This is a genomic window from Anabaena sp. CCY 9613, from assembly GCF_963920895.1.
Taxonomy (GTDB): Bacteria; Cyanobacteriota; Cyanobacteriia; order Cyanobacteriales; family Nostocaceae; genus Cyanocohniella.
On sequence record NZ_CAWUDE010000009.1, the window covers coordinates 192,206 to 214,767 of the forward strand.

Genomic DNA, 22,562 nt, shown 5'->3' on the forward strand with positions numbered 1-22,562 from the left:
CAAAGGGGTAACCGCTGCGTCAACTATTTTCCAGCATTTTTTGTGATGGCTTTCGATGACACTTAATCTTTAGTTACAAATCATTATATTGCCGCCATTTTGCTGAATTTGTAAACAGAGTGAATCTATAATTATTGAGGAGTATGGCATCAGTAAACAGGAGTGGTTGAAAACGTTTTTACAACTACCATAAAGTTTTCGACCAACATAAAGTAAAAGATGCTTTATTAGCAATACTTGCAGATAATGAAGAACCACCAACAATGGAAGAATTTGCAAAGTGTTTAGGTCATCACAACAGAACTATTTTTAGACATTTTCCAGATTTGTGTAGTGCTATTTATGCTAAATGTCGTGATTACAATAAAGCTTGTCGTCTCAAAAGCATAGAGAGATTGTGCAATGATGTTAGAGATATTGTCCTTAGCGTTAATGCTCAGGGTGTCTATCCAACAGAAGCTCGCGTTTGTGAATTAATGAAAAATCCGGAGTGTTTTAGATATAAAAAAGTACATGCTGCTTTTTGATGATGCACGACGTGAGGTTGGTTTATCAGCTGTTATAGTACGCCTTATGTGAATTAAAAATGCCCAAGCGATAGCAAGGGTTTCAGGCTGTGATTTAGCCAACATGTTTAGCTATGTTGACGTATTTACGCCTTTCCAGACTCCAACTCACATAAGCCGTATAGTTTTACCTACTACGCTTCACAAGCTGGAACCATAAATTTGCCGGATTCTATTATAACCATAAGCTTACCATCGCGGCAAACTTATGGGTAAGATTAAAAAAGCCGCCATAAAGACGACTTTTTAATATATGGGTAGTACCAGACTCGAACTGATGACATCCTGCTTGTAAGGCAGGCGCTCTACCAACTGAGCTAACCACCCACTTACGTTTGCGTTTGCGCTCACAATTAAACAATATAGCAAAATATTTCTCAGGGCGCAAGTCATTTTGGGAAAAATATTTTTTTATCTTATAATCACTCAGTAATCAGCACTTAGCACTGCAAATGCCCTCTGGTCGAACGCACGATCGCATCACTTTATATACTCTGCCGTTAATCGCTGGTGCAACTTTATGGCAAACTCGCAATAGCAATTTAACGTTGTTGGTTGCTAGTGGGTTTATGTTTAGCGGTTTGATGTTTGGCCCCGATTTGGATATTTACTCGCGTCAGTTCCAACGCTGGGGCTTTTTGCGCTGTATTTGGTTACCTTATCAAAAAAATCTCCGCCATCGTTCTGTGATTTCTCACGGGCCGATTATTGGCACAACTGTACGGGTAATTTATCTGGGTTGTTTGCTGGCGATTGTAGCGATTGTGATTTTGGTGATTGGGGAAAAACTGGGACTTTTGGCTTTGACTTGGCAGGATTTGGGTGTAGCTTTGGGGCGATCGCTTGTGGTTTACAGTACTGAATACCTGGCTTTGTTTTTGGGTTTGGAACTCGGTGCTATGAGTCATTCTCTCAGCGACTGGGGAGGTTCGGCTTATAAACGGGTGCAAAAACAAGGAGTTCGGAGTTTACTTCCTCGTGGGAAGGTGAAGAAAGCTCCGAGGAGGAGGAAAAGGTAATTTTTGAACGCAGAGGTTTTTTATGGATGAGAGTTTGGCGGCTTTACAAGAGTTGATTGAAGTGGTGGCTAGGTTGCGATCGCCTGATGGGGGTTGTCCTTGGGATTTAGCACAAACGCCCCAAAGTTTGACGCCTTATGTGATTGAGGAGGCTTATGAGGTGGTGGATGCGATTCAAGGAGGTGAACAGGAGGCGATCGCAGAGGAGTTGGGGGATTTATTATTACAGGTGGTTTTACAAGCCCAAATTGCTGGGGAATCTGGTTTATTTGGCATGGCGGAGGTAGCTAGAGGAATTTCCCAAAAGTTGATTCGTCGTCATCCCCATGTGTTTGGTGATGTGTCGGTGCAAAATGTGGATGAGGTGCGGCAAAATTGGGAGGCGATTAAGGCGACGGAAAAGGCAGAAATTCCAGAGAAGCATCAACTTAGCACTAAACTTGGTCGTTATGGCCGGACTCTTCCTCCGTTAATGGCGGCGATGAAGATTTCCGAAAAGGCTGCGGCTGTGGGGTTTGAGTGGGAAAATATTGATGGAGTTTGGGCTAAGTTTCACGAAGAGTTGGGAGAGTTTCAACAGGCTTTGGCTGAGGAAACACCGGAACGACAACAAGCGGAGTTGGGGGATTTATTATTTGCGATCATGCAACTGGCGCGTTGGCATAATCTTGACCCTAGTGCGGCGTTACAGGGGACAAATCAGCGTTTTGTGCAACGATTACAAAAGATGGAAGCAGTTGTTGATCGCCCCTTATCTGATTACAGTTTGGATGAATTAGAGTCTTTATGGCAGCAAGCAAAAGCCCAAATTGCCAAACAGGAGTAATCTCTCTAATTTAAATGTGATCGTCACAGTCTTGACTTTGGTGTGTAGAAGGCAGTGTATGGCAATAAATTTTAGTCGGCGTAAATTTGTTTTGTATGGTTCAGCAACTTTTGCTACTAGCCTATTGCTAAAAGCGTGCAGTAGTCAACCTCCGACACCAACCAGTGGGGAAGGATTTAAAATAGCGATCGCGGCGCCGCAATCTTGTATATTTCTACTGAGTTAGAAGAAGTGATGGCCATGAGCGATCGCATTGCCGTAATCTATAGAGGTGAGTTTGTCGCTATTTTGGCACCGTGATACCCAAACAGGGAATTTGAAACCTTGTTTGAATCAATCGAAGTGTTCAAATTTGAATACTTCGTTAAATAAGAATGCCTCTCAATTAATTAAAGGTAAACCTGTGATTCGGGAGATTTCGGAAAATCTCAGTATAAGTGTTGGCAGTTATCACAAGGGTAAGAAAGTATTTGATGTTATTTCTCAATAACGAATGGGCATCTGCTAATCCTGGGTGTTTACCGTTTTCATGTTTGAATACGAAACTTTTGTAGCACTAAAAACTTAAGTTGTTCCTTAACTCAACGATTTTCGCTGGCTAAAACTAGCAGAAACTAGAAAACTAAGTAACGAACAAAACTTATTGATTAAGGAATCCAAACCATGCGGCTCAAAGATAAAGTTGCCATTATCACTGGTGCTTCTAAGGGCATTGGCTTGGGAATTGCTACAGTTTTGTCTCGAGAGGGAGCCAAAATTGCTATTGTTGCTCGCAATGTTCAAGATGGCAACCAGGCTGCTGAAGATATTCGGCAAAAAGGTGGTCAAGCCATATTTGTTCCTTGCGATGTATCTAATGAACAGCAAGTCAAAAAAATGGTACAAACAACCTTAGATACCTATGGTCAAATTGATATTTTGGTCAATAATGCTGGCGTTGGTATCTATAAATCTGTATTAGATACTACTAGTGAGGAATGGGATCGCTGTTTGGCAATTGACCTCAAAGGCGCATTTTTTTGTTCTAAGTACACCATCCCTCATATGCAGGCTATAGGTAAAGGTGCAATCATTAATATTTCATCCGTACATTCCCATGCTACGGTTAACGGTGTTGCTCCTTACGCAGCCTCAAAAGGTGGAATGACTGCTTTAACACGCAACATGGCCATTGATTATGGGCCGACTATTCGAGTCAATACCATTTCGCCTGGTTGGGTGTTGACGCCTTTAATTCAAAGCATCTTCGATGGTTACGATGATCCAGATCAGCAACAGCGTGTGGTTGAACAACGGCAGGTGATGAAACGTATCGGTACCCCGGAGGATATTGGTTGTGCTGTCGCCTTCTTCGCTAGTGATGATGCTTCTTTCATTACTGGTACAGAACTCTTTGTAGATGGTGGTTTAACAGCTCAACTTGAATCCTGGTAGTTCAAATCTGTATTAATCAAGGATTTACTATGGTGACACTCAATGATGCGCGTCGGATCATTGCTCATGCTGAAAAAAAAGCGATCGCTATCGGTCAACCTATGAATATTGCGGTGGTTGATACTGGAGGAAACTTGGTCGCTCATGTGCGTATGGACGGAGCCTGGCTAGGAAGTATTGACATTTCTATTAAGAAGGCTTACACCTCCAGATCTTTTGACCTACCTACTAAAGACTTGGCTGAACATTGTCAATCTGGGGGTCAATTTTTCGGTATCCATGCGTCGAATGACGGCAAAATCATGATTTTTGCAGGTGGTATTCCCTTAAAGAGAAACGGCACTGTAGTGGGAGCTATTGGCGTTAGTGGTGGTTCGGGTGAACAAGACCACACTGTAGCAGAAGTAGGGGCAGCAGCATTTTAAACAATAGTTTTCTTGTTTGTTTTTGTCTAAATCGCAAAGAACTAAGGAGTATAATTTATGACTACTGTTTTGCATCTTGATACTAGTCCACGTGATGCACGTTCAATTTCTCGTCAACTTACCACTGAATTAATTTCCGAATGGCAAGAAAATTATCCTCAAGATCATGTCATATATCGAGATATAGGACATCAATTAATACCTGCGGTTGATGAACCTTGGATTGCAGCTTCTTTTAGCTCACCAGATTCACACACACCAGAATTAGCAGCAGCAATAAAAATTTCAGATGAGTTAATTGATGAATTTTTAGCCGCCGATCGCTATGTTTTTGGTGTTCCTATGTATAACTTCAATGTGCCATCTAACTTTAAGGCATACATCGATCAAATTGTTCGCGTGAGACGCACATTTGTCGTCAATGAACAAGGTGGATATGATGGGTTAGTTAAAAACAAGAAAATGCTGGTGATTACTGCTAGAGGTGGCAGCTATACACAGGGAACTCCTGCGGCACAATTTGACTTTCAAGAACCTTTTATTCGCACAATATTTGGTTTAATTGGCGTCACAGATATTACCTTTATCCATGCAGATAATCTAGCAATGGGTGATGATGCACGTGTTCAATCTCTGGAGAATGCTCGCCGAGAAATTAAAGATATAGTAAATCATTGGTAATACTGCTGTATATCAGGGCAATGGTTGACGAGTTTACTTTTACATTGCCCTTTTATGCACAAATTTGTTACTTGATATGCAATGAAATCAAATTTTTAATCTATGAAAAAACCAAACTCTAATTCCCCACTCATCACAATTACTTTACTGATAACTAGTACATTAACTGTGATGTCAGGTGCAACGATCGCACCTTCACTGCCAGCCATGCGCGCTTACTTCTCTGATATGATGAATGCGGATTACTGGGTCAGATTGATTTTGACTATTCCGGCTTTATTCATAGTTATTGGTGCGCCTCTGGCAGGATTAATTGTAGATCGCTTTGGTCGTAAATCTCTGTTGGTAATTTCAGTTTTAATTTATGGATTAGCAGGTAGTTCTGGCTTTATCTTAAGTTCTTTGGGTCAGATTTTAATTGGTCGTGCATTGCTAGGTTTGACAGTTGCTGGCATTATGACAAGTACAACAACCTTGATTGCAGATTACTATGTAGGCCAAGCACGAGCGAAATATATGGGTTTACAAGCCGCCTTTATGAATTTGGGAGGAGTGTTATTTTTATCTAGTGGCGGCTTTCTTGCAGATATCAATTGGCGAATGCCTTTTTTAATTTATCTGTTGGCTTTACTGATCCTGCCTTTGGTTGTATTCGTGCTATATGAACCAACTCGCATTGACACCACAACATCTGATATTAGACAACAGGCTACTCGAGTACCCATCAAACTGCTGATATTAATTTATGGTAGTGCGCTGGTATCCCAGATAGTTTTCTACTTAATTATTGTTCAACTGCCCTTTTATCTCCAGTCCTTAGCCAATACTAGTGCATCCCAAAGTGGACTGGCGATCGCCTTCACAACTTTGTTTAGTGGTTTGACTGCGATCGCCTATGGAAAAGTCAAAGCACATTTAAACTTTACCGCTATCTTGACACTGAGTTTTGCATTATTTGGAATTGGTTATATTGCCATAGGTGTAGTCAGCACTTATACTCAAGCATTTATCGGTTTAGCTATTGCAGGTATGGGGTTAGGTTTAGTCATGCCTAACTTTACTGTCTGGCTATCTGCTTTAGTACCAGATGCTATCCGTGGACGTGCTTTAGGTGGACTGACTACATTCTTTTTTTTAGGGCAATTTTTATCCCCAATCATTAGTCAACCATTAAGCCAAAAACTTGGTTTCAACAACACCTACAGTCTCACTGGAGCTTTCATGTTTCTTGTAGCCGTGATACTTTTGAGTATGAAACAGCAATTAGTAACTTTGAATACTAGTCCTTCAAAGTAGTTTTCTCAATATCAATATTACAAACATGGAAGATGCATTTCACTATTGTTTCACTTAGGGACTTCCAGAAATTAAATTATCCAATGAGTGAGAGCGAAGATAATAATCAGATTCTTTCTCCAAGAGTTTCAAAAGCGATTGGACATTTATTTATTTGGAAATCCCTTAGCACTTGTTTGGTGAGTGTCTTAAGTTTAATTACTCTCAATATTCCCGCTTTAGCCGGAACTACAGAAAATGACACAACAGCGCAACTCACCTCTGTATCGCAACTAGAAGATGTACAACCTACAGATTGGGCTTTTCAATCGTTGCAATCATTGGTTGAGCGATATGGTTGCATTGCTGGGTATCCAGATAATGTGTACCGAGGTAATCGCGCCTTAAGCAGATATGAGTTTGCCGCAGGTTTAAATGCTTGTTTGATGCGAATCAATGAATTGATAGCAACAGCTAATTCTAACTTAATCAACGGCCATGATTTAGTGATGATTCAGCGTCTGCAAAATGAATTTGCCCCAGAAATAACATTGCTGCAAAGCCGTTTAGATACCTTAGAAGCTCAAACTGCCCAAATAGAAGCAAATCAATTCTCCACAACCACTAAGTTGACAGGTCAAGTAATCATGGCGGTCAATACTGGAGGATTTAATGGAGACAGCATCATTAGCCCCACTGGTCAAGAAATTGCTAGTTTTGCTCCCAATGCTACTGTGCTTTATCGAGTGGCTTTAGACTTGAATACTAGCTTTTCTGGCACAGACCAATTAAAAATTCGGATTGATGCAGGTAGCAACAATGGTATTAATAATGCAGCCGGATTTTTAGAACCATCTTTTGGTAGTACTTTAGACTACGCTGTCAAACCAATCAGCGATAATAACTTGGGGTTAGGGAGATTATATTACACTTTTCAACCTTGGCAAAACTTGCGTGTGTCAGTGGGGCCAGACATTCGGACTACAGATTATATTGACCGCAACAGCTACGCTTCTTTAAGTTTTCGAGACTTTAGCACCTTGGCCTTTGTTAACAACTACATTCTCTTTCCTGTGAATGGCCCTAGTGCTGGTGTAGCAATTGACTGGAAACCAGGAAATCAAGCATTTTCGGTCAGGGCGTTGTATGCTGCCGCGGCCGCCGCCAATCCCAGCAATCAAGAACCTATTAGGGGAGTGGCACCGTTTGCTCGCCTGTTATATCCCGTTAGTGGTGGTCAACAAGGTTTATTTGGTGACACCTATCAAAGTACTGTAGAACTGGAATATGCGCCTACAAACACATTGGCAATGCGTTTTCAGTATAGTGGTGGTGAAATATTTAATAACCGCTACGACGTATTGGGAGTTAATTTCGAGTTCACTGTTTCGTCAAAATTTGCCATATTTGGTCGTTATGGCTATGGCAGTTATCACAATACTACCTTCGATCACATTCAACCTAATTACTGGATGGCAGGAATGGTAATGCGAGACTTGTTTCTTCCAGGTGCTACGGCGGGAATTGCCGCAGGTCAACCCTTTATTGCTAGTGAGATTGGTAATAATACACAAACTAATTTTGAAGGTTTTTATAACTTTGCGGTGAGCGATCGCATTCGAGTTACTCCTTTGATTCAAGTGATTGTTAATCCTGCCAACCAAGATGCAAATAGCACAATTATTACGGGAACTTTACGAACTGTTTTTTCTTTCTAAATTTAAAGTTGGTATGATAAATTAAGGATAATTTTAGTTATGAGATTGCTTCATTATCTACCCACTGCTTAATGAGCAAGTATAAAATTGAACGAATCATTACCCGTTTTTGAGTGCAGATATATTTGAATTGTAGCTTTAAAGATTTGGGGATATATCCTCTAACATCTTCATTTTCTTCATTAGATAAATCAGGAAATAATTCAGTAATGGGTGCATTAGCTTGTATCCATTGCCGGATTAAATGTTCTAAAACCTCACTCATTTCTAACTCTTTTTGTACACACATGACTTTAAACTGAAGCTTTAAAGTTTTTGGTATTGCTCCTTTGACAACAACAGTTTGTTCACTATTTTTTTTCATGGAATCACAAAATCTACAAATATTAATAATTAAACATCTTCAATCAATTGTTTGTACAATTATTTAATATATTTCAATCTTTTATCATATAAAATAGGTAATATAAATAGTAAAAATAATCAGGAAACAGGAAGATAATTGCCACTCATGGGAAACATTTTTCCTGTTCCCTGCAAGCTGATTATGCTTTAGTTAAAAGACCAAGGGCTTTAGCAACTCCTTCTCCATAAGCTGGATCTGCTTGAGTAAAATGTGCCAGTTGTCTCTCAATGATAAATTGCGGTACACCCTGCATAGCTGTGGCAATATTTTGAAAAAGTCGTTGTTTTTCGTCTTCTGGTAGTAACCTAAAAAGATTGCCAGCCTGGTGATAATCTTCATTGCCAACACGATGATCGTAACGGTCAGCATCACCAGCAATCTTCAATGGCGGTTCTTGGAAGTGTGGATCTGCAACTGGGCCTCCAAAGCTGTTTGGCTCATAGTTGACCGAGCCTCCACCATTGTCATCAAAACGCATCATACCGTCACGATGATAATTGTATGTTCTAGTGGCATGTGGGCAATTAACTGGCAAGTGTTCATAGTTCACTCCCAATCGGTAGCGGTGTGCATCTGGATAAGACAAAATACGTGCTTGCAGCATTCTGTCGGGACTAAAGGAAATTCCTGGTACAACATTAGAGGGAGAAAAAGCAGCTTGTTCAATTTCTGCAAAATAATTTTCTGGATTGTGATTAAGTTGAAGTATACCAACTTCAATCAACGGATAATCTTTGTGTGGCCATACTTTAGTTAAATCGAAAGCATTGTAAGGCGTTTGATCAGCATCAGCTTCCGGCATAATTTGCACATGTAACCGCCACTGTGGGTATTCACCTTGCTCAATTGCATAAAATAAGTCGCGCTGTGCGCTCTCACGATCCTCTCCCACCATCTTTGCTGCTTCTTCATTGGTGAGATACTTATGCCCCTGCATAGTTTTAAAGTGAAACTTAACCCAGAAGCGTTGATTTGCTGCGTTAATCAAACTGAAGGTATGGCTACCATAACCATTCATACAACGATAACTCTTGGGCAATCCGCGATCGCTAAATAAAATGGTCAATTGATGTAAACTTTCTGGTGATAGTGACCAAAAATCCCACATACTCGTGGCATTGCGGAGATTAGTTTTTGGATCACGTTTTTGGGTGTGAATAAAATCGCCAAACTTCATGGGATCACGCACAAAGAAAACTGGAGTATTGTTTCCGACTAGATCCCAATTGCCTTCTTCAGTATAAAACTTAACTGCAAATCCCCGAACATCTCGTTCCGCATCTGCTGCACCCCGTTCACCTGCAACTGTAGAAAATCGTGCAAGTACCTTCGTTTGTTTGCCAATTTCCGAAAACAGTTTCGCCTGTGTATATGCAGTAATATCATTAGTCACAGTAAATGTGCCATAAGCACCCGATCCTTTAGCGTGAACGGCTCTTTCAGGAATGCGTTCCCGGTTGAAATGTGCCATTTTTTCAATGAGATGAAAGTCTTGCATCAAGACTGGGCCGTATTCACCTGCGGTCAACGAGTTTTGGTTATTACCAACAGGAATACCTGCATCTGTAGTCAGAATTTCTTTGTTGTTATTCATTATGTTCACTCGCTATTTCTATTGAATTTCAATGTACGGGCAAATAGATAAAACTTGACTATGCATGTTGAACGAGATAGTTCATGTGGGCAGTAATCAAACCAAAATTAGGCATTCGCTGGGCATACAGTTTTCCTAAAGCAGGTGCAAAAGCACTTGACCAATCTGATAAAATTTCAGCGATTACCATGTTGGTATTAGCGATTTTCACTCCTGCTTGACTCATCCGAAACATAGATGCATACAAAGCCTGTTGATTGACTGTTCCAGAAGCATCCATCACTGCATAAACATCGTAGCCATTTTCCACAGCACTGATAGCAGGGAATGTTAAACATACATCTGCTGTTACTCCAGCCATAATTAGTTTTTGGCGGCCAGTTTGTTGAACTGCTTCTACAAAGTTAGGATCATGCCAAGCGTTAATCCGAACGCGATCAATTACGGGCATATCTGGAAATATTTCTAATAGTTCTGGAAACAGAGGCCCGTTCGCACCCTTGGGATTACTTGTAGTGAGGATAACAGGTAAATTAAAGATTTTTGCTGCTTCTGCTAGCCATAATGTTTGATTTTTTAGATGTAATGCATCAATGTCAGCAATGCCAAAGTTCATAGTTCCAACTTGGTGATCAATGAGCAGCATGACTGCATTGTCTGGCGTTAGTAACTCGTAATACGAGTTATTGTGAGAATTGTTGTTGGATATAGTTTTCATCTTTTATTTCTGTAATTGGGAACGTGTTGACTAAGTTAATTGCTTGGTATTTAAGACAGAAGTGAATTACGAAATTTGCATCAAATAGACTCTATTGTCTTGAGAATCAAAAACATAGCTCTAATATTTTGGATGTTCGTGAGCATAAAAGACAAAACACTAAGCGTCAAATATTACTTTCGTAACCTTGTGTGGGTTATGGATAGCTACTGCTTCTGGAGATACATAAATTTGTTGAAACCAGAAGTTAAGTAATTGTTTACTTTTTTTCAGTTTTTGAGTATCGAAGATCAATAACTTAAGGAAAAACTTAAGAGGTTGTTTGAACAACGGAACATCTGTAAGAAGTGAAGGTAATTGCCATTAGTCATAAGTTAAGCTTGTGAAGTAGTTGTCCAGAAGATTTGAGAAGGTGCTTGACAAAAAAAATCAGGTGTGATGCGACTTTATCACTGATGATGAAATCGTAAAAAATAATTAAACGCGAAATCCCGATGTTTTCGTTAGTTCTTAACTTCCGTTGTGATCAAGAGCAATTTAGATGCGGCCTCCCTGGTTAAGGAGCAACTTGTAATCCTATATAGCCGCTGAGTTACTTAAGTTAATCTTTAAATTCATGATTGTCTCTGGCTAAAACTTGCCTAACTTGAAACACTGAAAGACGAAAAGTGTTCAATTATTCATCTAGCTTTTTTGTACCTAAAATTTCTACTGTTATCTCCTAAGGAGAATAACCCCATAAATGAGGGGAGTAACGCAAAAACATGAAATTGGGGTTTAATTATCAATTACATCGCTAAATTACCAATAAAACCTGTTTTTTCGTTGCTATGCTTACGGCTGCTGCATCTATGCCAACCGCATCAGCAAAATTTTTCGTCGAACATATCTCTACTCAAATGAAACGAAAAATTCTTGAAAACAATTAGAGAGCAATTATGCAAACTGAAGATTTGACTATTAAACAGCTTGGTAACACAAATTCAGCAGATTCGATGACGAAGTCTCTGATTGACTTGTTTCGAGAGCAAGTGCAGGCTCAACCTGACAAAGAAGCTGTTATCTGTGATCATTGCGATCCTGAATGTATAACTTATCGAGAACTTTCTGAAATCAGTTCACATTTGGGTTTGTATCTTCAGCATCTTGGTGCTGCTGTTGATGAATGTGTAGGTATTTTTCTTGAACCGTCACTGGAATTGATTATTGGAATTTGGGGTATTTTGTTCTCAGGCAGCGCTTATTTGCCATTATCACCAGAATACCCTGAAGACCGATTGAGATATATGGTTGAAGATGCAGGTGTGAAAATTGTGTTTTCACAAGAAAAGCTACGGGCAAGATTGGCCGAACTAGTGCCTCCAGGTACGCAAATTGTTACCCTCGAAGAAGCCGAAGACTTTAAAATACCATCTGTTACCAATAGACAGAATGGACTATTCCCACGTCCAAGCGCAAACAACTTAGCTTATGTCATATATACCTCTGGAAGTACAGGTAAACCGAAAGGTGTGATGATTGAACATCGCAGCATCGTTAACCAAATGAATTGGATGCGAGATGTTTACCAGTTAAATCAGAGCAAAGTTATTTTCCAAAAAACACCCATGAGTTTTGACGCAGCCCAATGGGAGATGCTAGCGTCATGTTGTGGTAGTAAAGTGATTATGAGCCGTCCTGGAGTCTATAAAGATTCAGAACAATTAATTGAGTCGATTATCCGGCATGATGTAACGACTTTGCAATGCGTTCCTACACTGTTACAAGCTCTGATTGACACTGAATTATTCCACAATTGTCAGTCACTAACACAAATATTCAGCGGTGGCGAAATTCTATCAAAAAAACTCGCACTACAATGTCTCGAAGTCTTACCAAAATGCGACTTAATTAATGTTTATGGCCCCAGCGAATGCACAATTAATGCTTCCGCTTTTAAGATTGATCACAACAAAATTGCTGATTACTCCGAAGCAATCCCTATCGGTGCTCCTGTTCATAACACTCAGTTTTATATTTTCAATAGCGATCAATCGCTAGCACAAGTTGGAGAACCCGGTGAGCTATACATCGGTGGTGTTCAGCTGACACGTGGATACATTAATCGACCAGACTTGAGCAAGGAAAGGTTTGTCAACCACTTGTTTTCGAGTAACTCTGGAAGTACCAAACTTTACAAGACTGGCGACTTAGTTTATTGGAATGCAGATCGTACTGTTCAATTTGTCGGCCGGGTAGACAATCAAGTGAAACTTAGAGGGTTTCGGATTGAGCTGGACGAAGTCAAGGTGGCAATTGAGAAGCATGACTGGGTTAAGAATGCGGCTGTTTTAGTTAAGAAAAATTCCCGTACTGGATACTCTGATTTGATTGCGTGTATTGAATTGAGTCCTAAGCAAGCAGCTGTGATGGACCAGGGTATTTACAGTGAACACCATGTATCTAAGAAAAACAAACTTCAAGTTAAAGCTCAATTGTCAAATCTCGGATATAGGGATATTGACGAAGAAAATTGTGTACCCGGTCAAATAGAGATTGATCTTCCAGGTAAAACACCGACTGAGGAACAGCGGCGATTAGCTTTTGCTCGGAAATCATACCGTTTGTTCGAGGGAGGTTCTGTCCACAAAGCTGATATTATGCAGTTACTCGCTCAACAAATCACTGGTGCTAAAACTGACAAATTAGCCGATTCTCGTAACTTGGAAACGTTGAGCTTCACCGAATTAGGTGATATTTTAAGATATTTCGGGCCATTTCATAGCGATGAGCGTCTATTACCAAAGTATGGTTACGCATCACCAGGTGCATTGTATGCAACGCAAATGTATCTGGAATTAGTTAACATAGCTGGGTTAAAGTCCGGTTATTATTATTATCATCCAGGATATCATCAATTAGTACTCTTAAATGAAATAGATAGTACAGAAAAAACCCGCATCAAACTCCATTTCATTGGCAAGAGAAAAGCTATCGAGTTAGTTTATAAGAATAATATTCAAGAGGTACTCGAAATTGAAACTGGCCACATCTTAGGTCTATTTGATAAGGTTCTGCCAGCATATAACCTGAGCATCGGAGATGCTGAATATACGCCCGATGTCAAGGATAAAGTAGTGTGTGCAGACGAGTATTATTATTATCTCGGTACTTTTGATGTAGTGTCTGAGGCTAAGGAATGGTCAATTGAACCAGTCGATATTTATGTGCAAAGTCATCCTGGAAAAATTGCTGATTTACCTGCGGGCTTATATAAATACAAAGATAGTGGTTTGGAAAAAATTTCAGACGATATCATTCTCAAGAGGAATGTCATAGCTATTAATCAGCTAACCTACGACCAGGGAAGTTTTGGCATCACAATGATTGGTAGAAGTAGTTGCAAATGGGCAAATTATTTCGCACTAGGTAGGAAGCTTCAACATTTGCAGATGAACGATCTTAATTTTGGTTTCTTGTCATCAGGATATAGCTCTGAAACTGGTAACGATCTTCCTTCGGCAAAACAGATAACAAAAATACTCAAAGCCAGTCATGAAGAACCAGGCCCTTCTTACTTCTGTATTGGTGGTCGCGTGAGTGACGAGCAGTTAATCAGCGAGGGGATGAAAGAAGACTCGGTTCAGATGAAAGGCCCAGCAGAGTTGATTAAAGAGGATTTACGTAACTTTTTGCCTGATTACATGATGCCTAACAACATCATTATCATAGATAAGTTACCACTGACTGCTAATGGCAAAATCGACGTTAAAGCACTAGCAGCCTCGGACAAAGTGAATATTGAAATAGTACAACGACCTATAATCACACCTCGTACAAATACTGAACAGCGTATAGGTGAAATTTGGAAGAAGGCGATGAAGTGGGATTCTGTCTCGATATGTGATGATTTCTTTGAATCCGGTGGCAATTCACTGATTGCTGTGAGAATCATCAATGCGATCAACAAAGAGTTTCATTGTAACTTGCCTTTACATGCTTTGTTTGAAGCTCCAAGCATCGAGAAACTTGCTCATAGGGTCGATAATGATGAAGTTGAAGTTTCTTCACGTCTAGTACGTCTATCGGCTACAGGAGTAAAGCATCCTGTCTATTGCTGGCCTGGACTTGGTGGCTACCCTATGAATTTGAGGTTACTGGCAGAGAAAATCAATCTCAATCGACCCTTTTACGGTGTCCAAGCTTATGGAATCAACGAAGGCGAGAAGCCGTTTGTCACCATTAGCGAGATGGCAGCAGAAGACATTAAGGAAATAAAACGGATTCAACCAGTCGGCCCCTATACACTCTGGGGATATTCCTTTGGTGCACGGGTGGCTTTTGAAGCTGCCTATCAGCTTGAGCAGTCCGGTGAGCATGTGGAAAATCTCTTTTTGCTCGCTCCGGGATCACCAAAGGTGCGAACTAAGAGCGAATCTATTCATGGCAATCAATCTGTATTCACCAACAAAGCCTATGTGACAATTCTGTTCTCGGTTTTTGCCAGCACTATCACTGGCCCTGCACTAGAGGAGTGTTTGCAGGTTGCCAAGGATGAAGAAAGCTTTGCGTCATTTATTTCCAGATACAAAAAGCTGGATTTGGATCTGGTAGAACGAATCATGAAAATTGTACAGATGACATATGAAGCCAAGTACACATTCCGTGAACTAACTGAGAGGCAAATCATTGCACCCATAACTATTTTTAAGGCGGATGGTGATGATTACTCGTTTCTTGAAAGTCATAGTGAATACTTTAAAAAGACTCCGACGCTCATCAACCTCAAAGTTGATCATTATAGTTTGCTGAAGATTACAGGCATTAGCAAATTGGTGAGCGCGATTGATAAACTATCGCATCTGTAATTTTTCAGAGTATATTCACTTCAGGATCAGCAAAATAAGAGGTATCAGGATGAATGAACGCTCGATTTATCTGTTTGTGGCACTTGCTGGAGGCGCCATTCTACCTGTTCAAATTGCTCTGAATACGCTGTTGCGACGTTATGTTGGTGAGCCAATGCAAGTTACATTCATTTCATACCTTGCAGGTACATTAACATCGCTGACTATCTGTTTTTTCGCGCAGTATCCGATTCCTGCTGCAACCTCCCTTGTTCAAACATCTTGGTGGATGTGGGTTGGTGGTTGTTTGGGTACTTTATATGTTTGGGCAACTATTTTTGCCACACCTAAGATCGGGGCTGCACTTGCACTTTCACTGACGATCGCAGGTCAAATGATAGCGGCACTTTTTCTTGATCACTATGGTGCAATTGGGCTGACCAAATACCCAGCTAGTCCATTACGCATCATAGGAATCGTCTTTGTCATTATCGGAGTTTCTTTAGTTGCTGCTAAAAAATGAAACCAGTTACTGTTCGCTTGTCTGATATTTTGTTGACTGCTCTAGCACCAGTGACTTGGGGAACGACTTATGTTGTAGCAACTGAACTTCTGCCGCCTAACCATCCGCTATTGGTGGCGGCATTAAGATCACTGCCGATTGGTATTTTGCTGACAGCATGGTTAAGACAACTGCCTAGAGGTATTTGGTGGTGGCGTATTTTGGTCTTAGGTAGCCTCAACATCGGCATCTTTCAAGCACTATTATTCATAGCTGCTTATCGCCTTCCAGGTGGTGTTGCTGCCACAGCAGGGGCGATTCAGCCTTTATTAGTCGTGTTGTTTTCCTGGATTATCTTGCATGAAAAACCGTCTGGGCTATCTATCATCGCGGCGATCGCTGGCGCTGTAGGTGTCGGGTTGTTGGTTCTTGGCCCTAGTGCGCGCCTTGATATTGTTGGTATTGTTGCTGCGATCGCCGGATCTGCCACAATGGGTTTGGGAACAGTGCTAGTCAAAAAGTGGAAACGCTCAGTTTCTTTACTTGTTTTTACTGCATGGCAGTTAGTAGTAGGCGGAATTTTTCTGCTACCCATCGCCTTAGTCATTGAAGGGCCGATCACTCATGTTTCCACAACTAACTTATTAGGCTTTGTTTACCTGGGTTTGATCGGCACTGGAGCTGCTTATGTGCTGTGGTTTCGAGGCATTGATAAACTTAAAGCATCGTCTGTTTCATATCTAGGGTTGATCAGTCCTGTAGTGGCAACCCTCATTGGATTTGTGTTACTACATCAAACATTAACACCAATTCAATTGATGGGCATTGCGATCGTTTTCATGAGTGTTTTGATCGGACAACGAACTCATAAATTACATCAACGCTCATCTAATACTTTCAAATCACTGCTCAAAAAATAACTTGCTTCCCTAACTATTGCTCCACAACTCCATCTGGAGTAATACGTTTTACACTTTCTCCTTCGTAAGCAACAGCAACTAATTCTGTTTCAATCACAGCGCCTGGCTTCATTGTCAATGCTGTACCGTTTTTAACAGCATTTTTGATCCCAGAAGGAGGAAAACTGGTAAATGGCTCAAGAGCGCAATTATATGTACGTCCATACCAAGGATAATCAGTGTGTCCACCGTAAACCTGCCACATCCAAAGATATTTAAATAGATCTTTATCCCAAACCATGCCGAAGCCTACACCTTTTCTTTGATTGGTTAAACTGTACCAACCTTCGGTTAATTCTTTGAAAAAAACCACATCAACCGATTGAGTTTCCTTAGAAAGAATAGAGGTAATGTCTTGTGTAACACCAGTACGTCGGTTTTTCACTTTGGGGAAATCATAATCTCCTCCTGGTTCCCATAAGCCATTTTGATGGTAAGCCATCACCTCAACTTTGGCCGCTGGAGTCTGAACTATACAACTATCATCCAGGAATGGCTCTCCAATTGCAGGATGATGACCCCACATGATAGCAAATTCACCCATTGATTCATTAACAAGACGTTCGTGAATAAACAAAGCCGCAATACCGCGTTTGAGTGACATCTTGCGCTCAAGCATTAACGGTGAACGGTAAAGATGTACACGAGTGTATAAAGTGACTTGTTCTTGAGTGTCTTCAAAAATACTTGCTTCAAAAGGGAGGAGTGCTAATTCACCATGTAAACCTTGAAAAACACCCATATAAGGTTCTGCTGACCATCCTGCTGATGGTAGTATTTCCTGCCAACCACCATAGTAGTTATCATGAAAAGCTCCTTCGGGTAGTGCACTAGTAGCAACAAAGGGACGACGCATATGAATTGGTGATTGCCACATGAAATCTAAATCGTGAGGCTTGTAGGTGAAGTCAAAGATGTCTGCACCTTTTTCTAGTAGTATGCCAATTCGCAGTAATTCATTCTCCAGGTATGCAATTTGCATATTTTTGTAGGTGTAATCTAAACTAATGCGACAACCTTCTTTTCTTCCGTGCGTATACATAAGTTTCAAATTTGCTATTCAATATTTTGATTAAATAAATATACAGATATTGGTAAGCGCTCACTAATCTAGGGTAAATCGCTCGGTGACCAGCCTCAAATGGCGTAAAATCGTTCCCTAAATCGTAGTCCGCCCCGATTTATTGAGCGGATACAGATATTGTCAGATCACAATGATTTGATAACATCAGTTGAGTCTCTTGATGCTTTGATTTTGATGAAGGTATGAGACATCTCTAGAAATGAGAGATAAAAGCTAAGTTCAGAAGGTTTTTATCTTCTTTGTCCGAGATGTCTATATACTGTGTAATAAAAAATTGTGCCCAGCCATCACCAGTTAAAACCTGTACTATGAAAGCTAGTTTAAAAACTACCTTCGAGTAATTCCAGTACAGTTCCATCTGGGTCAGTAAAGCAAACAATAGTGACGTTAGTACCGGGAAGTATTTGCGGTTGAGAAAAGAAATTTACGCCCTGTTGTTTGAGGTTTTCATATACTTGATTAATATTCTGAGTGCGAAAACACATCCGAGCAATTCCAGTATGGTAGAGATGAGGATAGGGTTTTCCTTCTGTCTTGGGGTCTTGAAATTCTACAAGGTCAATTCTAGTTCCTGTGGGGTCATTTTCTAGGATTAAGTGGACTCCTCGGATTTGTGCGTGTGACATATTAAATGCCTTCGCCATAGGTTCGCTACTCATTCCCTCTTGAAAGTCCAGTACAACTTTGAAACCTAACTTTTCATAAAAGCTGAGCGAGCGGTCTAAGTTTGTGCAATTGACGTTGAAATGAAAAATACTTTCGATCATGATTAATCCTACTATGACAAGTGCTTACGCGAATACTGGAGAGATGTCCATAAAGATCCGATAATCTTGGATAAGGTTGCCCTTGAATCGCAAGGTACTTGTGGCTGGAAGTGTAACAACTTGTCCATCTTGGCGAATATATGTAACATTTGCTTCTACACTCACCACATGTCCTAAATCCCATTTCCCCTTCCAGACTCCTGTAATGTCGTGACTTAGCCCCTGAATTGAGGAAAAGAACTCGGTTATGGCATCTCGAATCTCTTGCTTGCCGAATAAAGTATCAGCATTACCGAAGCGGAACTGTCCATCTTCTGCAAAGAAAGCGACAAATTCTTCTACCTTCATCTGATCGATAGTTGCAAACAAAAGTTGGATATAAGCTAAATTAAATTTTTGCCATATAGGAGTCACTGTCTGAGCAGTAGTCATGCGATTGATCAGGATTGAAATGACTGTTGTACTCGCCCCTAAGGACAATAAATGGCGGCGACTGAGGCTATTTTGAATATTTTCCATCACTTCACTTTTGTTGACTCAGGATATAAATGGCTCATGTCAAGGCATAGATCAAAAAGAAATTGTGTGGGTAATTTCAGGAGTAAATTCGCCTACGTCTCCTACACTTTTTTCTTCCCTCATCAATTTGGCTTATTAGTATGTTATTGCTTGCTTTAATTACAACTTGTCAGGCAAGCAATTTGACCAATTTACACTGTAACTAGTGACCATTTAGATGAAATTTGTGACCATTTAGGAGCAAATCCTGTGACTACCCGATTTTTTCCTTCATCATGTTCCAGGAAGTAATTTTTCATTGTGTCTGGTGGTGACACTCTTTGTCCTTGACTAATGGTCAGTACAGAAGAAGTTTGAGGAACAAGAATACTAGCATCAGATACAGGATTGGCATCCATAAAAATCCGTAACTCTGAGAATTTGTCACCTTCTAAACGAAAGATGTCGCAGCAAGGTAATGTAACTACTGAACCATCCTTACGCCAGTAAATAACATCCATTTCTACAAACACTACATCTCCTACTTCCCACATCATTTTAATTTCGTGGTACAAAGCCGAAACTTGACTGAAGAATGCATCGACAGATTGTTTGATGGCAGCTTTTGTAAAACATGGTGCAAAGTTACCAAACTGATACACTGGTGTGTCAGTGAAAAATTGAATAAATCCTTCTGAATCAAAGGCTTCACCTCTGGCAAATAAACGCGTTACCAATTCTGAAGCTTTTCCGGGAAATCTTTCTATCATTTTGTGGTTTGGCTTTGTAATTTGACTAGAAATATTGACATCTGCAACTGAAAAATCAGAGTGATTATTCTGTTTACCATTAGCGAAAGAAACTTGATTATTCATGAGAAAAACTACTTCCTGTTTAAGTTGATTAATTGCACCGATATTAGTAATTAATTCTGCCACTGTAGAACTTCTTTGACCTGCCAAAGTCATTTGGCTATCGTAGACAAAAGTGTAAGCTGTTTTTTCTGGAAAAACATTGAGTTGCTTAATGTAATATGGCTGTGAATTAATAGTTGATTGGTACTCAGAAGAAGCAAAAAATCTAGCCATTTCTAAAGGATTAGCAAAAGCAATTTCAAAAGCAGCTTGATATTGCTTTTCTAACGGTTCCACATGAACCACACCAGGGGCATCTGGTCGAGAATTGTCGACTTCTTCAAACAAATGCAATCGGAATTTAAGCAGAGACTCACTCGTAACAATGGCAGCAGCAAAGTTATCTGTCATGTATTTACGGAATGCTTCTATACTTAACCCATCTGCCTTTTTCACCATGACGTGAAACTTGATCACCCCTAATTCTCCATTCGGATCACCTGTAGGAATGGCATCTACATAAGTGTAAGAATTACCAGGGTTAGTATTGTATCCAATAGCTTTGCTAAAAATGTTGTATTCGTCATCCATGAGTATGCTTGCAGCATTGAACCAAGTTTGACGTTCAGCAACTGTAGTAAAGGTTAACTCGGCAATACCATCAAACTGGTCTGATTCTGGGGATTGATAATCTATGCCATCTAGAGAAGGCCAAAAACCACCTTCGTTGTGAGCTAAATGAAATTGCCAGTATTGGTGTTGACTTGGTAATCTCGCGCAAACCGGGCCATGTACATTCCGCCAGTAGTCATCAAATAGAGACAGAGAGATACCTTTTCTTTTCCACAGCAGTACATAAAATGCTAATTTTCCATAGCGATCGCGGGATGCATAGTTGACTCTTGCTGTGTCTTGATTGAGAATTTTCATGGGTAATAATTACAACCTTAATTAGTGGTCAATAAATATCAATTCTGCTCAATTCACTTTTAAGCATTTTCTCTCTGTAAATGAGTGAATAGGCAGACTCACCTGAAAACGTGTATCACCCGGTTGTGAAAAACAGCGAATATTTCCGTTGTGCTGACCTACTACAATCCGATAGGCAATTTCTAGTCCTAAGCCAGTTCCTACACCGATGCCCTTAGTAGTAAAGAATGGATCAAAAATCCGGGATTGAATCTCAGGAGGAATACCTGGCCCATTGTCTGCAATTTCTACGACAACGTGATCTTGTACGCTAGACGTACGTACCCAAATTGTACCTTTATCTACTAAAGCATCGATAGCGTTATCAATCAAATTTGTCCACACTTGATTTAACGCACTTCCATAACCTTCAATAGTAGGTAAATTCTCATCATATTCACGCATTACCTGGATACGGTGCTTTTTGAGCTTATAGCTTAAAATTGTTAGTGTACTTTCAATACCTTCATGAATAGTTATCTCCTGTAGTGGAGATTGATCCATGTATGAGTAAGCCTTGACAGCATTAACAAGTTCAGAAATGCGATTCACGCCTTGCTCTAGGACATTTAGCATACTAGCTACAGCTAAACTTGTCTCTAACCAAGTCAACATACTGCTAAGTGCATTGGTGTGTAATTCTTTGCCAAGTAGTTCTAAGAGCTGAGTGTTCACTCCAACCGCAACCAAATTAGCAGCAATTTTCCAGCCATCAGTGATACCGTGTGATTCTAACCAATCGGTTAATTCATCTTCTAAATCCATTTGCGCTAAAGGATTAAAATCACAGATTTGCTCAGTTTGTATTATTGCTTGCTGCTTGATTTTTAGCAGTTTGTTTAATTGTTCTGTAGTGAGTTGTTGCTTGAGAGATTCTAACGAGAAGTTGTGCAAAATACTTACTGTATCTTGCAATTGTCCCACAGCCCGACGTACTGCTGCTGTGGGATTGCCTAGCTCATGGGCTAGACCAGCAGCTAGTGTACCCAAAGAAATTAACTTATCATGTTGCTGAGATAAACTTTGTAGTTCTTGCATACGGCTGGCCATAAAACCAAGAACAGCTTTTCTCACCGATGGGCACAACATGAGCATCTGCCAAAACTCTTCTTCATGTAAACAATAGACATGACATTGGCCTAGTGCTTGCCCACTGGCAAGATGAAAAGTCCCAGCCAAAAGAGGAACTTCACCAAAAAATGTCCCAGCATTATATGTAGCTAAAACTACTTCGTTACTGTTAATTTCTCGGATTAGCCGGATTGCTCCCTCAAATACTATATAAAAACATTTTGCTGGTTCTCCTTGTTTAAACAGAAGTTCACCTGAATTCAGTCGGATGTTAGTACCTTCCAAGAGACACGTGAGCTGATCTTCGGCCAATTCTTGGAACAAAGGTATTTTTTGTAACAACTCAAGCATGATCATAAAGTTCCAATGA

19 protein-coding genes, 1 tRNA gene and 1 pseudogene are annotated in these 22,562 nt (G+C 40.2%); 12 read left to right on the forward strand and 9 right to left on the reverse strand.

Features of this window, described 5'->3' with window-relative positions; genetic code table 11:
• The first annotated feature begins 263 nt into the window (after positions 1-263).
• Complete coding sequence (locus tag ACM0OT_RS13075) at positions 264-527, forward strand: hypothetical protein (RefSeq protein ID WP_414564768.1); 264 nt, start codon at positions 264-266, stop codon at positions 525-527.
• Positions 528-820: 293 nt separating this feature from the next.
• On the opposite strand, the gene ACM0OT_RS13080 is transcribed toward ACM0OT_RS13075, so the two are convergent.
• Positions 821-893, reverse strand: a tRNA-Val gene (locus ACM0OT_RS13080).
• Positions 894-1,018: 125 nt separating this feature from the next.
• Between ACM0OT_RS13080 and ACM0OT_RS13085 the strand changes: the two genes are divergently transcribed.
• From ACM0OT_RS13085 to ACM0OT_RS13120, 8 genes and pseudogenes are all read left to right on the forward strand, one after another.
• Positions 1,019-1,585 carry a metal-binding protein gene (locus ACM0OT_RS13085; RefSeq protein ID WP_414564769.1) on the forward strand — a complete coding sequence of 189 codons (567 nt, stop codon included), beginning with the start codon at positions 1,019-1,021 and terminating at the stop codon, positions 1,583-1,585.
• Between the two features lie 22 nt (positions 1,586-1,607).
• Positions 1,608-2,411, forward strand: a complete 804-nt coding sequence (gene mazG / locus ACM0OT_RS13090) for a nucleoside triphosphate pyrophosphohydrolase (protein WP_414564770.1) — start codon at positions 1,608-1,610, stop codon at positions 2,409-2,411.
• Between the two features lie 58 nt (positions 2,412-2,469).
• Positions 2,470-2,610 (forward strand): annotated as a pseudogene (locus ACM0OT_RS13095) (BMP family ABC transporter substrate-binding protein); the annotation flags it as partial.
• A 464-nt stretch (positions 2,611-3,074) separates the two neighbouring features.
• Entirely contained in the window at positions 3,075-3,845 is a 771-nt protein-coding gene (locus tag ACM0OT_RS13100; RefSeq protein ID WP_414564771.1) for an SDR family NAD(P)-dependent oxidoreductase, read from the forward strand.
• Positions 3,846-3,874: 29 nt separating this feature from the next.
• Positions 3,875-4,270, forward strand: a complete 396-nt coding sequence (locus ACM0OT_RS13105) for a GlcG/HbpS family heme-binding protein (RefSeq protein ID WP_414564773.1) — start codon at positions 3,875-3,877, stop codon at positions 4,268-4,270.
• 57 nt (positions 4,271-4,327) lie between these two features.
• Positions 4,328-4,951 carry an FMN-dependent NADH-azoreductase gene (locus tag ACM0OT_RS13110; protein WP_414564774.1) on the forward strand — a complete coding sequence of 208 codons (624 nt, stop codon included), beginning with the start codon at positions 4,328-4,330 and terminating at the stop codon, positions 4,949-4,951.
• A 102-nt stretch (positions 4,952-5,053) separates the two neighbouring features.
• Positions 5,054-6,247, forward strand: coding sequence for an MFS transporter (locus tag ACM0OT_RS13115; protein ID WP_414564775.1), 1,194 nt, complete (start codon positions 5,054-5,056; stop codon positions 6,245-6,247).
• An 83-nt stretch (positions 6,248-6,330) separates the two neighbouring features.
• Entirely contained in the window at positions 6,331-7,944 is a 1,614-nt protein-coding gene (locus ACM0OT_RS13120; protein WP_414564776.1) for an iron uptake porin, read from the forward strand.
• A gap of 37 nt (positions 7,945-7,981) precedes the next feature.
• On the opposite strand, the gene ACM0OT_RS13125 is transcribed toward ACM0OT_RS13120, so the two are convergent.
• The 3 genes from ACM0OT_RS13125 to ACM0OT_RS13135 form a co-directional block, all read right to left on the reverse strand.
• On the reverse strand, positions 7,982-8,308 hold the full coding sequence (locus ACM0OT_RS13125) for a hypothetical protein (protein WP_414564777.1): 327 nt from the start codon (positions 8,306-8,308) through the stop codon (positions 7,982-7,984).
• A 181-nt stretch (positions 8,309-8,489) separates the two neighbouring features.
• Positions 8,490-9,944: a catalase gene (locus ACM0OT_RS13130; protein ID WP_414564778.1), complete on the reverse strand. Its 1,455-nt coding sequence runs from the start codon at positions 9,942-9,944 to the stop codon at positions 8,490-8,492.
• Positions 9,945-10,002: 58 nt separating this feature from the next.
• Complete coding sequence (locus ACM0OT_RS13135; RefSeq protein ID WP_414564779.1) at positions 10,003-10,662, reverse strand: hydrolase; 660 nt, start codon at positions 10,660-10,662, stop codon at positions 10,003-10,005.
• Positions 10,663-11,600: 938 nt separating this feature from the next.
• On the opposite strand from ACM0OT_RS13135, the gene ACM0OT_RS13140 reads away from it, so the two are divergent.
• From ACM0OT_RS13140 to ACM0OT_RS13150, 3 genes are read left to right on the forward strand one after another with little or no spacing between them, the layout of a single operon-like run.
• Positions 11,601-15,509, forward strand: a complete 3,909-nt coding sequence (locus tag ACM0OT_RS13140; RefSeq protein WP_414564780.1) for an amino acid adenylation domain-containing protein — start codon at positions 11,601-11,603, stop codon at positions 15,507-15,509.
• 49 nt (positions 15,510-15,558) lie between these two features.
• Positions 15,559-16,011, forward strand: coding sequence for a DMT family transporter (locus ACM0OT_RS13145; RefSeq protein ID WP_414564781.1), 453 nt, complete (start codon positions 15,559-15,561; stop codon positions 16,009-16,011).
• Positions 16,008-16,910, forward strand: coding sequence for an EamA family transporter (locus ACM0OT_RS13150; RefSeq protein WP_414564783.1), 903 nt, complete (start codon positions 16,008-16,010; stop codon positions 16,908-16,910). The genes ACM0OT_RS13145 and ACM0OT_RS13150 overlap by 4 nt, the downstream gene beginning before the upstream one ends.
• Positions 16,911-16,923: 13 nt before the next feature.
• On the opposite strand, the gene ACM0OT_RS13155 is transcribed toward ACM0OT_RS13150, so the two are convergent.
• From ACM0OT_RS13155 to ACM0OT_RS13175, 5 genes are all read right to left on the reverse strand, one after another.
• Positions 16,924-17,991, reverse strand: coding sequence for a DUF4432 family protein (locus tag ACM0OT_RS13155; protein ID WP_414564784.1), 1,068 nt, complete (start codon positions 17,989-17,991; stop codon positions 16,924-16,926).
• A 362-nt stretch (positions 17,992-18,353) separates the two neighbouring features.
• Entirely contained in the window at positions 18,354-18,800 is a 447-nt protein-coding gene (locus ACM0OT_RS13160) for a VOC family protein (protein WP_414564785.1), read from the reverse strand.
• A 24-nt stretch (positions 18,801-18,824) separates the two neighbouring features.
• Positions 18,825-19,232 carry a nuclear transport factor 2 family protein gene (locus ACM0OT_RS13165; protein WP_414564786.1) on the reverse strand — a complete coding sequence of 136 codons (408 nt, stop codon included), beginning with the start codon at positions 19,230-19,232 and terminating at the stop codon, positions 18,825-18,827.
• 278 nt (positions 19,233-19,510) lie between these two features.
• A complete protein-coding gene (locus tag ACM0OT_RS13170; RefSeq protein ID WP_414564787.1) occupies positions 19,511-21,082 on the reverse strand; it encodes an EthD domain-containing protein in 1,572 nt (523 codons plus the stop codon).
• A gap of 48 nt (positions 21,083-21,130) precedes the next feature.
• Positions 21,131-22,543: an ATP-binding protein gene (locus tag ACM0OT_RS13175; RefSeq protein WP_414564788.1), complete on the reverse strand. Its 1,413-nt coding sequence runs from the start codon at positions 22,541-22,543 to the stop codon at positions 21,131-21,133.
• Positions 22,544-22,562 lie beyond the last annotated feature (19 nt).

What these genes read in the sequence shown, in the direction of transcription:
- ACM0OT_RS13075 (WP_414564768.1), top strand. Translation starts at nt 264, where the DNA reads ATGGAAGAATTTGCAAAGTGTTTAGGTCATCACAACAGAACTATTTTT.
- ACM0OT_RS13085 (WP_414564769.1), top strand. Translation starts at nt 1,019, where the DNA reads ATGCCCTCTGGTCGAACGCACGATCGCATCACTTTATATACTCTGCCG.
- mazG (WP_414564770.1), top strand. Translation starts at nt 1,608, where the DNA reads ATGGATGAGAGTTTGGCGGCTTTACAAGAGTTGATTGAAGTGGTGGCT.
- ACM0OT_RS13100 (WP_414564771.1), top strand. Translation starts at nt 3,075, where the DNA reads ATGCGGCTCAAAGATAAAGTTGCCATTATCACTGGTGCTTCTAAGGGC.
- ACM0OT_RS13105 (WP_414564773.1), top strand. Translation starts at nt 3,875, where the DNA reads ATGGTGACACTCAATGATGCGCGTCGGATCATTGCTCATGCTGAAAAA.
- ACM0OT_RS13110 (WP_414564774.1), top strand. Translation starts at nt 4,328, where the DNA reads ATGACTACTGTTTTGCATCTTGATACTAGTCCACGTGATGCACGTTCA.
- ACM0OT_RS13115 (WP_414564775.1), top strand. Translation starts at nt 5,054, where the DNA reads ATGAAAAAACCAAACTCTAATTCCCCACTCATCACAATTACTTTACTG.
- ACM0OT_RS13120 (WP_414564776.1), top strand. Translation starts at nt 6,331, where the DNA reads ATGAGTGAGAGCGAAGATAATAATCAGATTCTTTCTCCAAGAGTTTCA.
- ACM0OT_RS13125 (WP_414564777.1), bottom strand. Translation starts at nt 8,308, where the DNA reads ATGAAAAAAAATAGTGAACAAACTGTTGTTGTCAAAGGAGCAATACCA.
- ACM0OT_RS13130 (WP_414564778.1), bottom strand. Translation starts at nt 9,944, where the DNA reads ATGAATAACAACAAAGAAATTCTGACTACAGATGCAGGTATTCCTGTT.
- ACM0OT_RS13135 (WP_414564779.1), bottom strand. Translation starts at nt 10,662, where the DNA reads ATGAAAACTATATCCAACAACAATTCTCACAATAACTCGTATTACGAG.
- ACM0OT_RS13140 (WP_414564780.1), top strand. Translation starts at nt 11,601, where the DNA reads ATGCAAACTGAAGATTTGACTATTAAACAGCTTGGTAACACAAATTCA.
- ACM0OT_RS13145 (WP_414564781.1), top strand. Translation starts at nt 15,559, where the DNA reads ATGAATGAACGCTCGATTTATCTGTTTGTGGCACTTGCTGGAGGCGCC.
- ACM0OT_RS13150 (WP_414564783.1), top strand. Translation starts at nt 16,008, where the DNA reads ATGAAACCAGTTACTGTTCGCTTGTCTGATATTTTGTTGACTGCTCTA.
- ACM0OT_RS13155 (WP_414564784.1), bottom strand. Translation starts at nt 17,991, where the DNA reads ATGTATACGCACGGAAGAAAAGAAGGTTGTCGCATTAGTTTAGATTAC.
- ACM0OT_RS13160 (WP_414564785.1), bottom strand. Translation starts at nt 18,800, where the DNA reads ATGATCGAAAGTATTTTTCATTTCAACGTCAATTGCACAAACTTAGAC.
- ACM0OT_RS13165 (WP_414564786.1), bottom strand. Translation starts at nt 19,232, where the DNA reads ATGACTACTGCTCAGACAGTGACTCCTATATGGCAAAAATTTAATTTA.
- ACM0OT_RS13170 (WP_414564787.1), bottom strand. Translation starts at nt 21,082, where the DNA reads ATGAAAATTCTCAATCAAGACACAGCAAGAGTCAACTATGCATCCCGC.
- ACM0OT_RS13175 (WP_414564788.1), bottom strand. Translation starts at nt 22,543, where the DNA reads ATGCTTGAGTTGTTACAAAAAATACCTTTGTTCCAAGAATTGGCCGAA.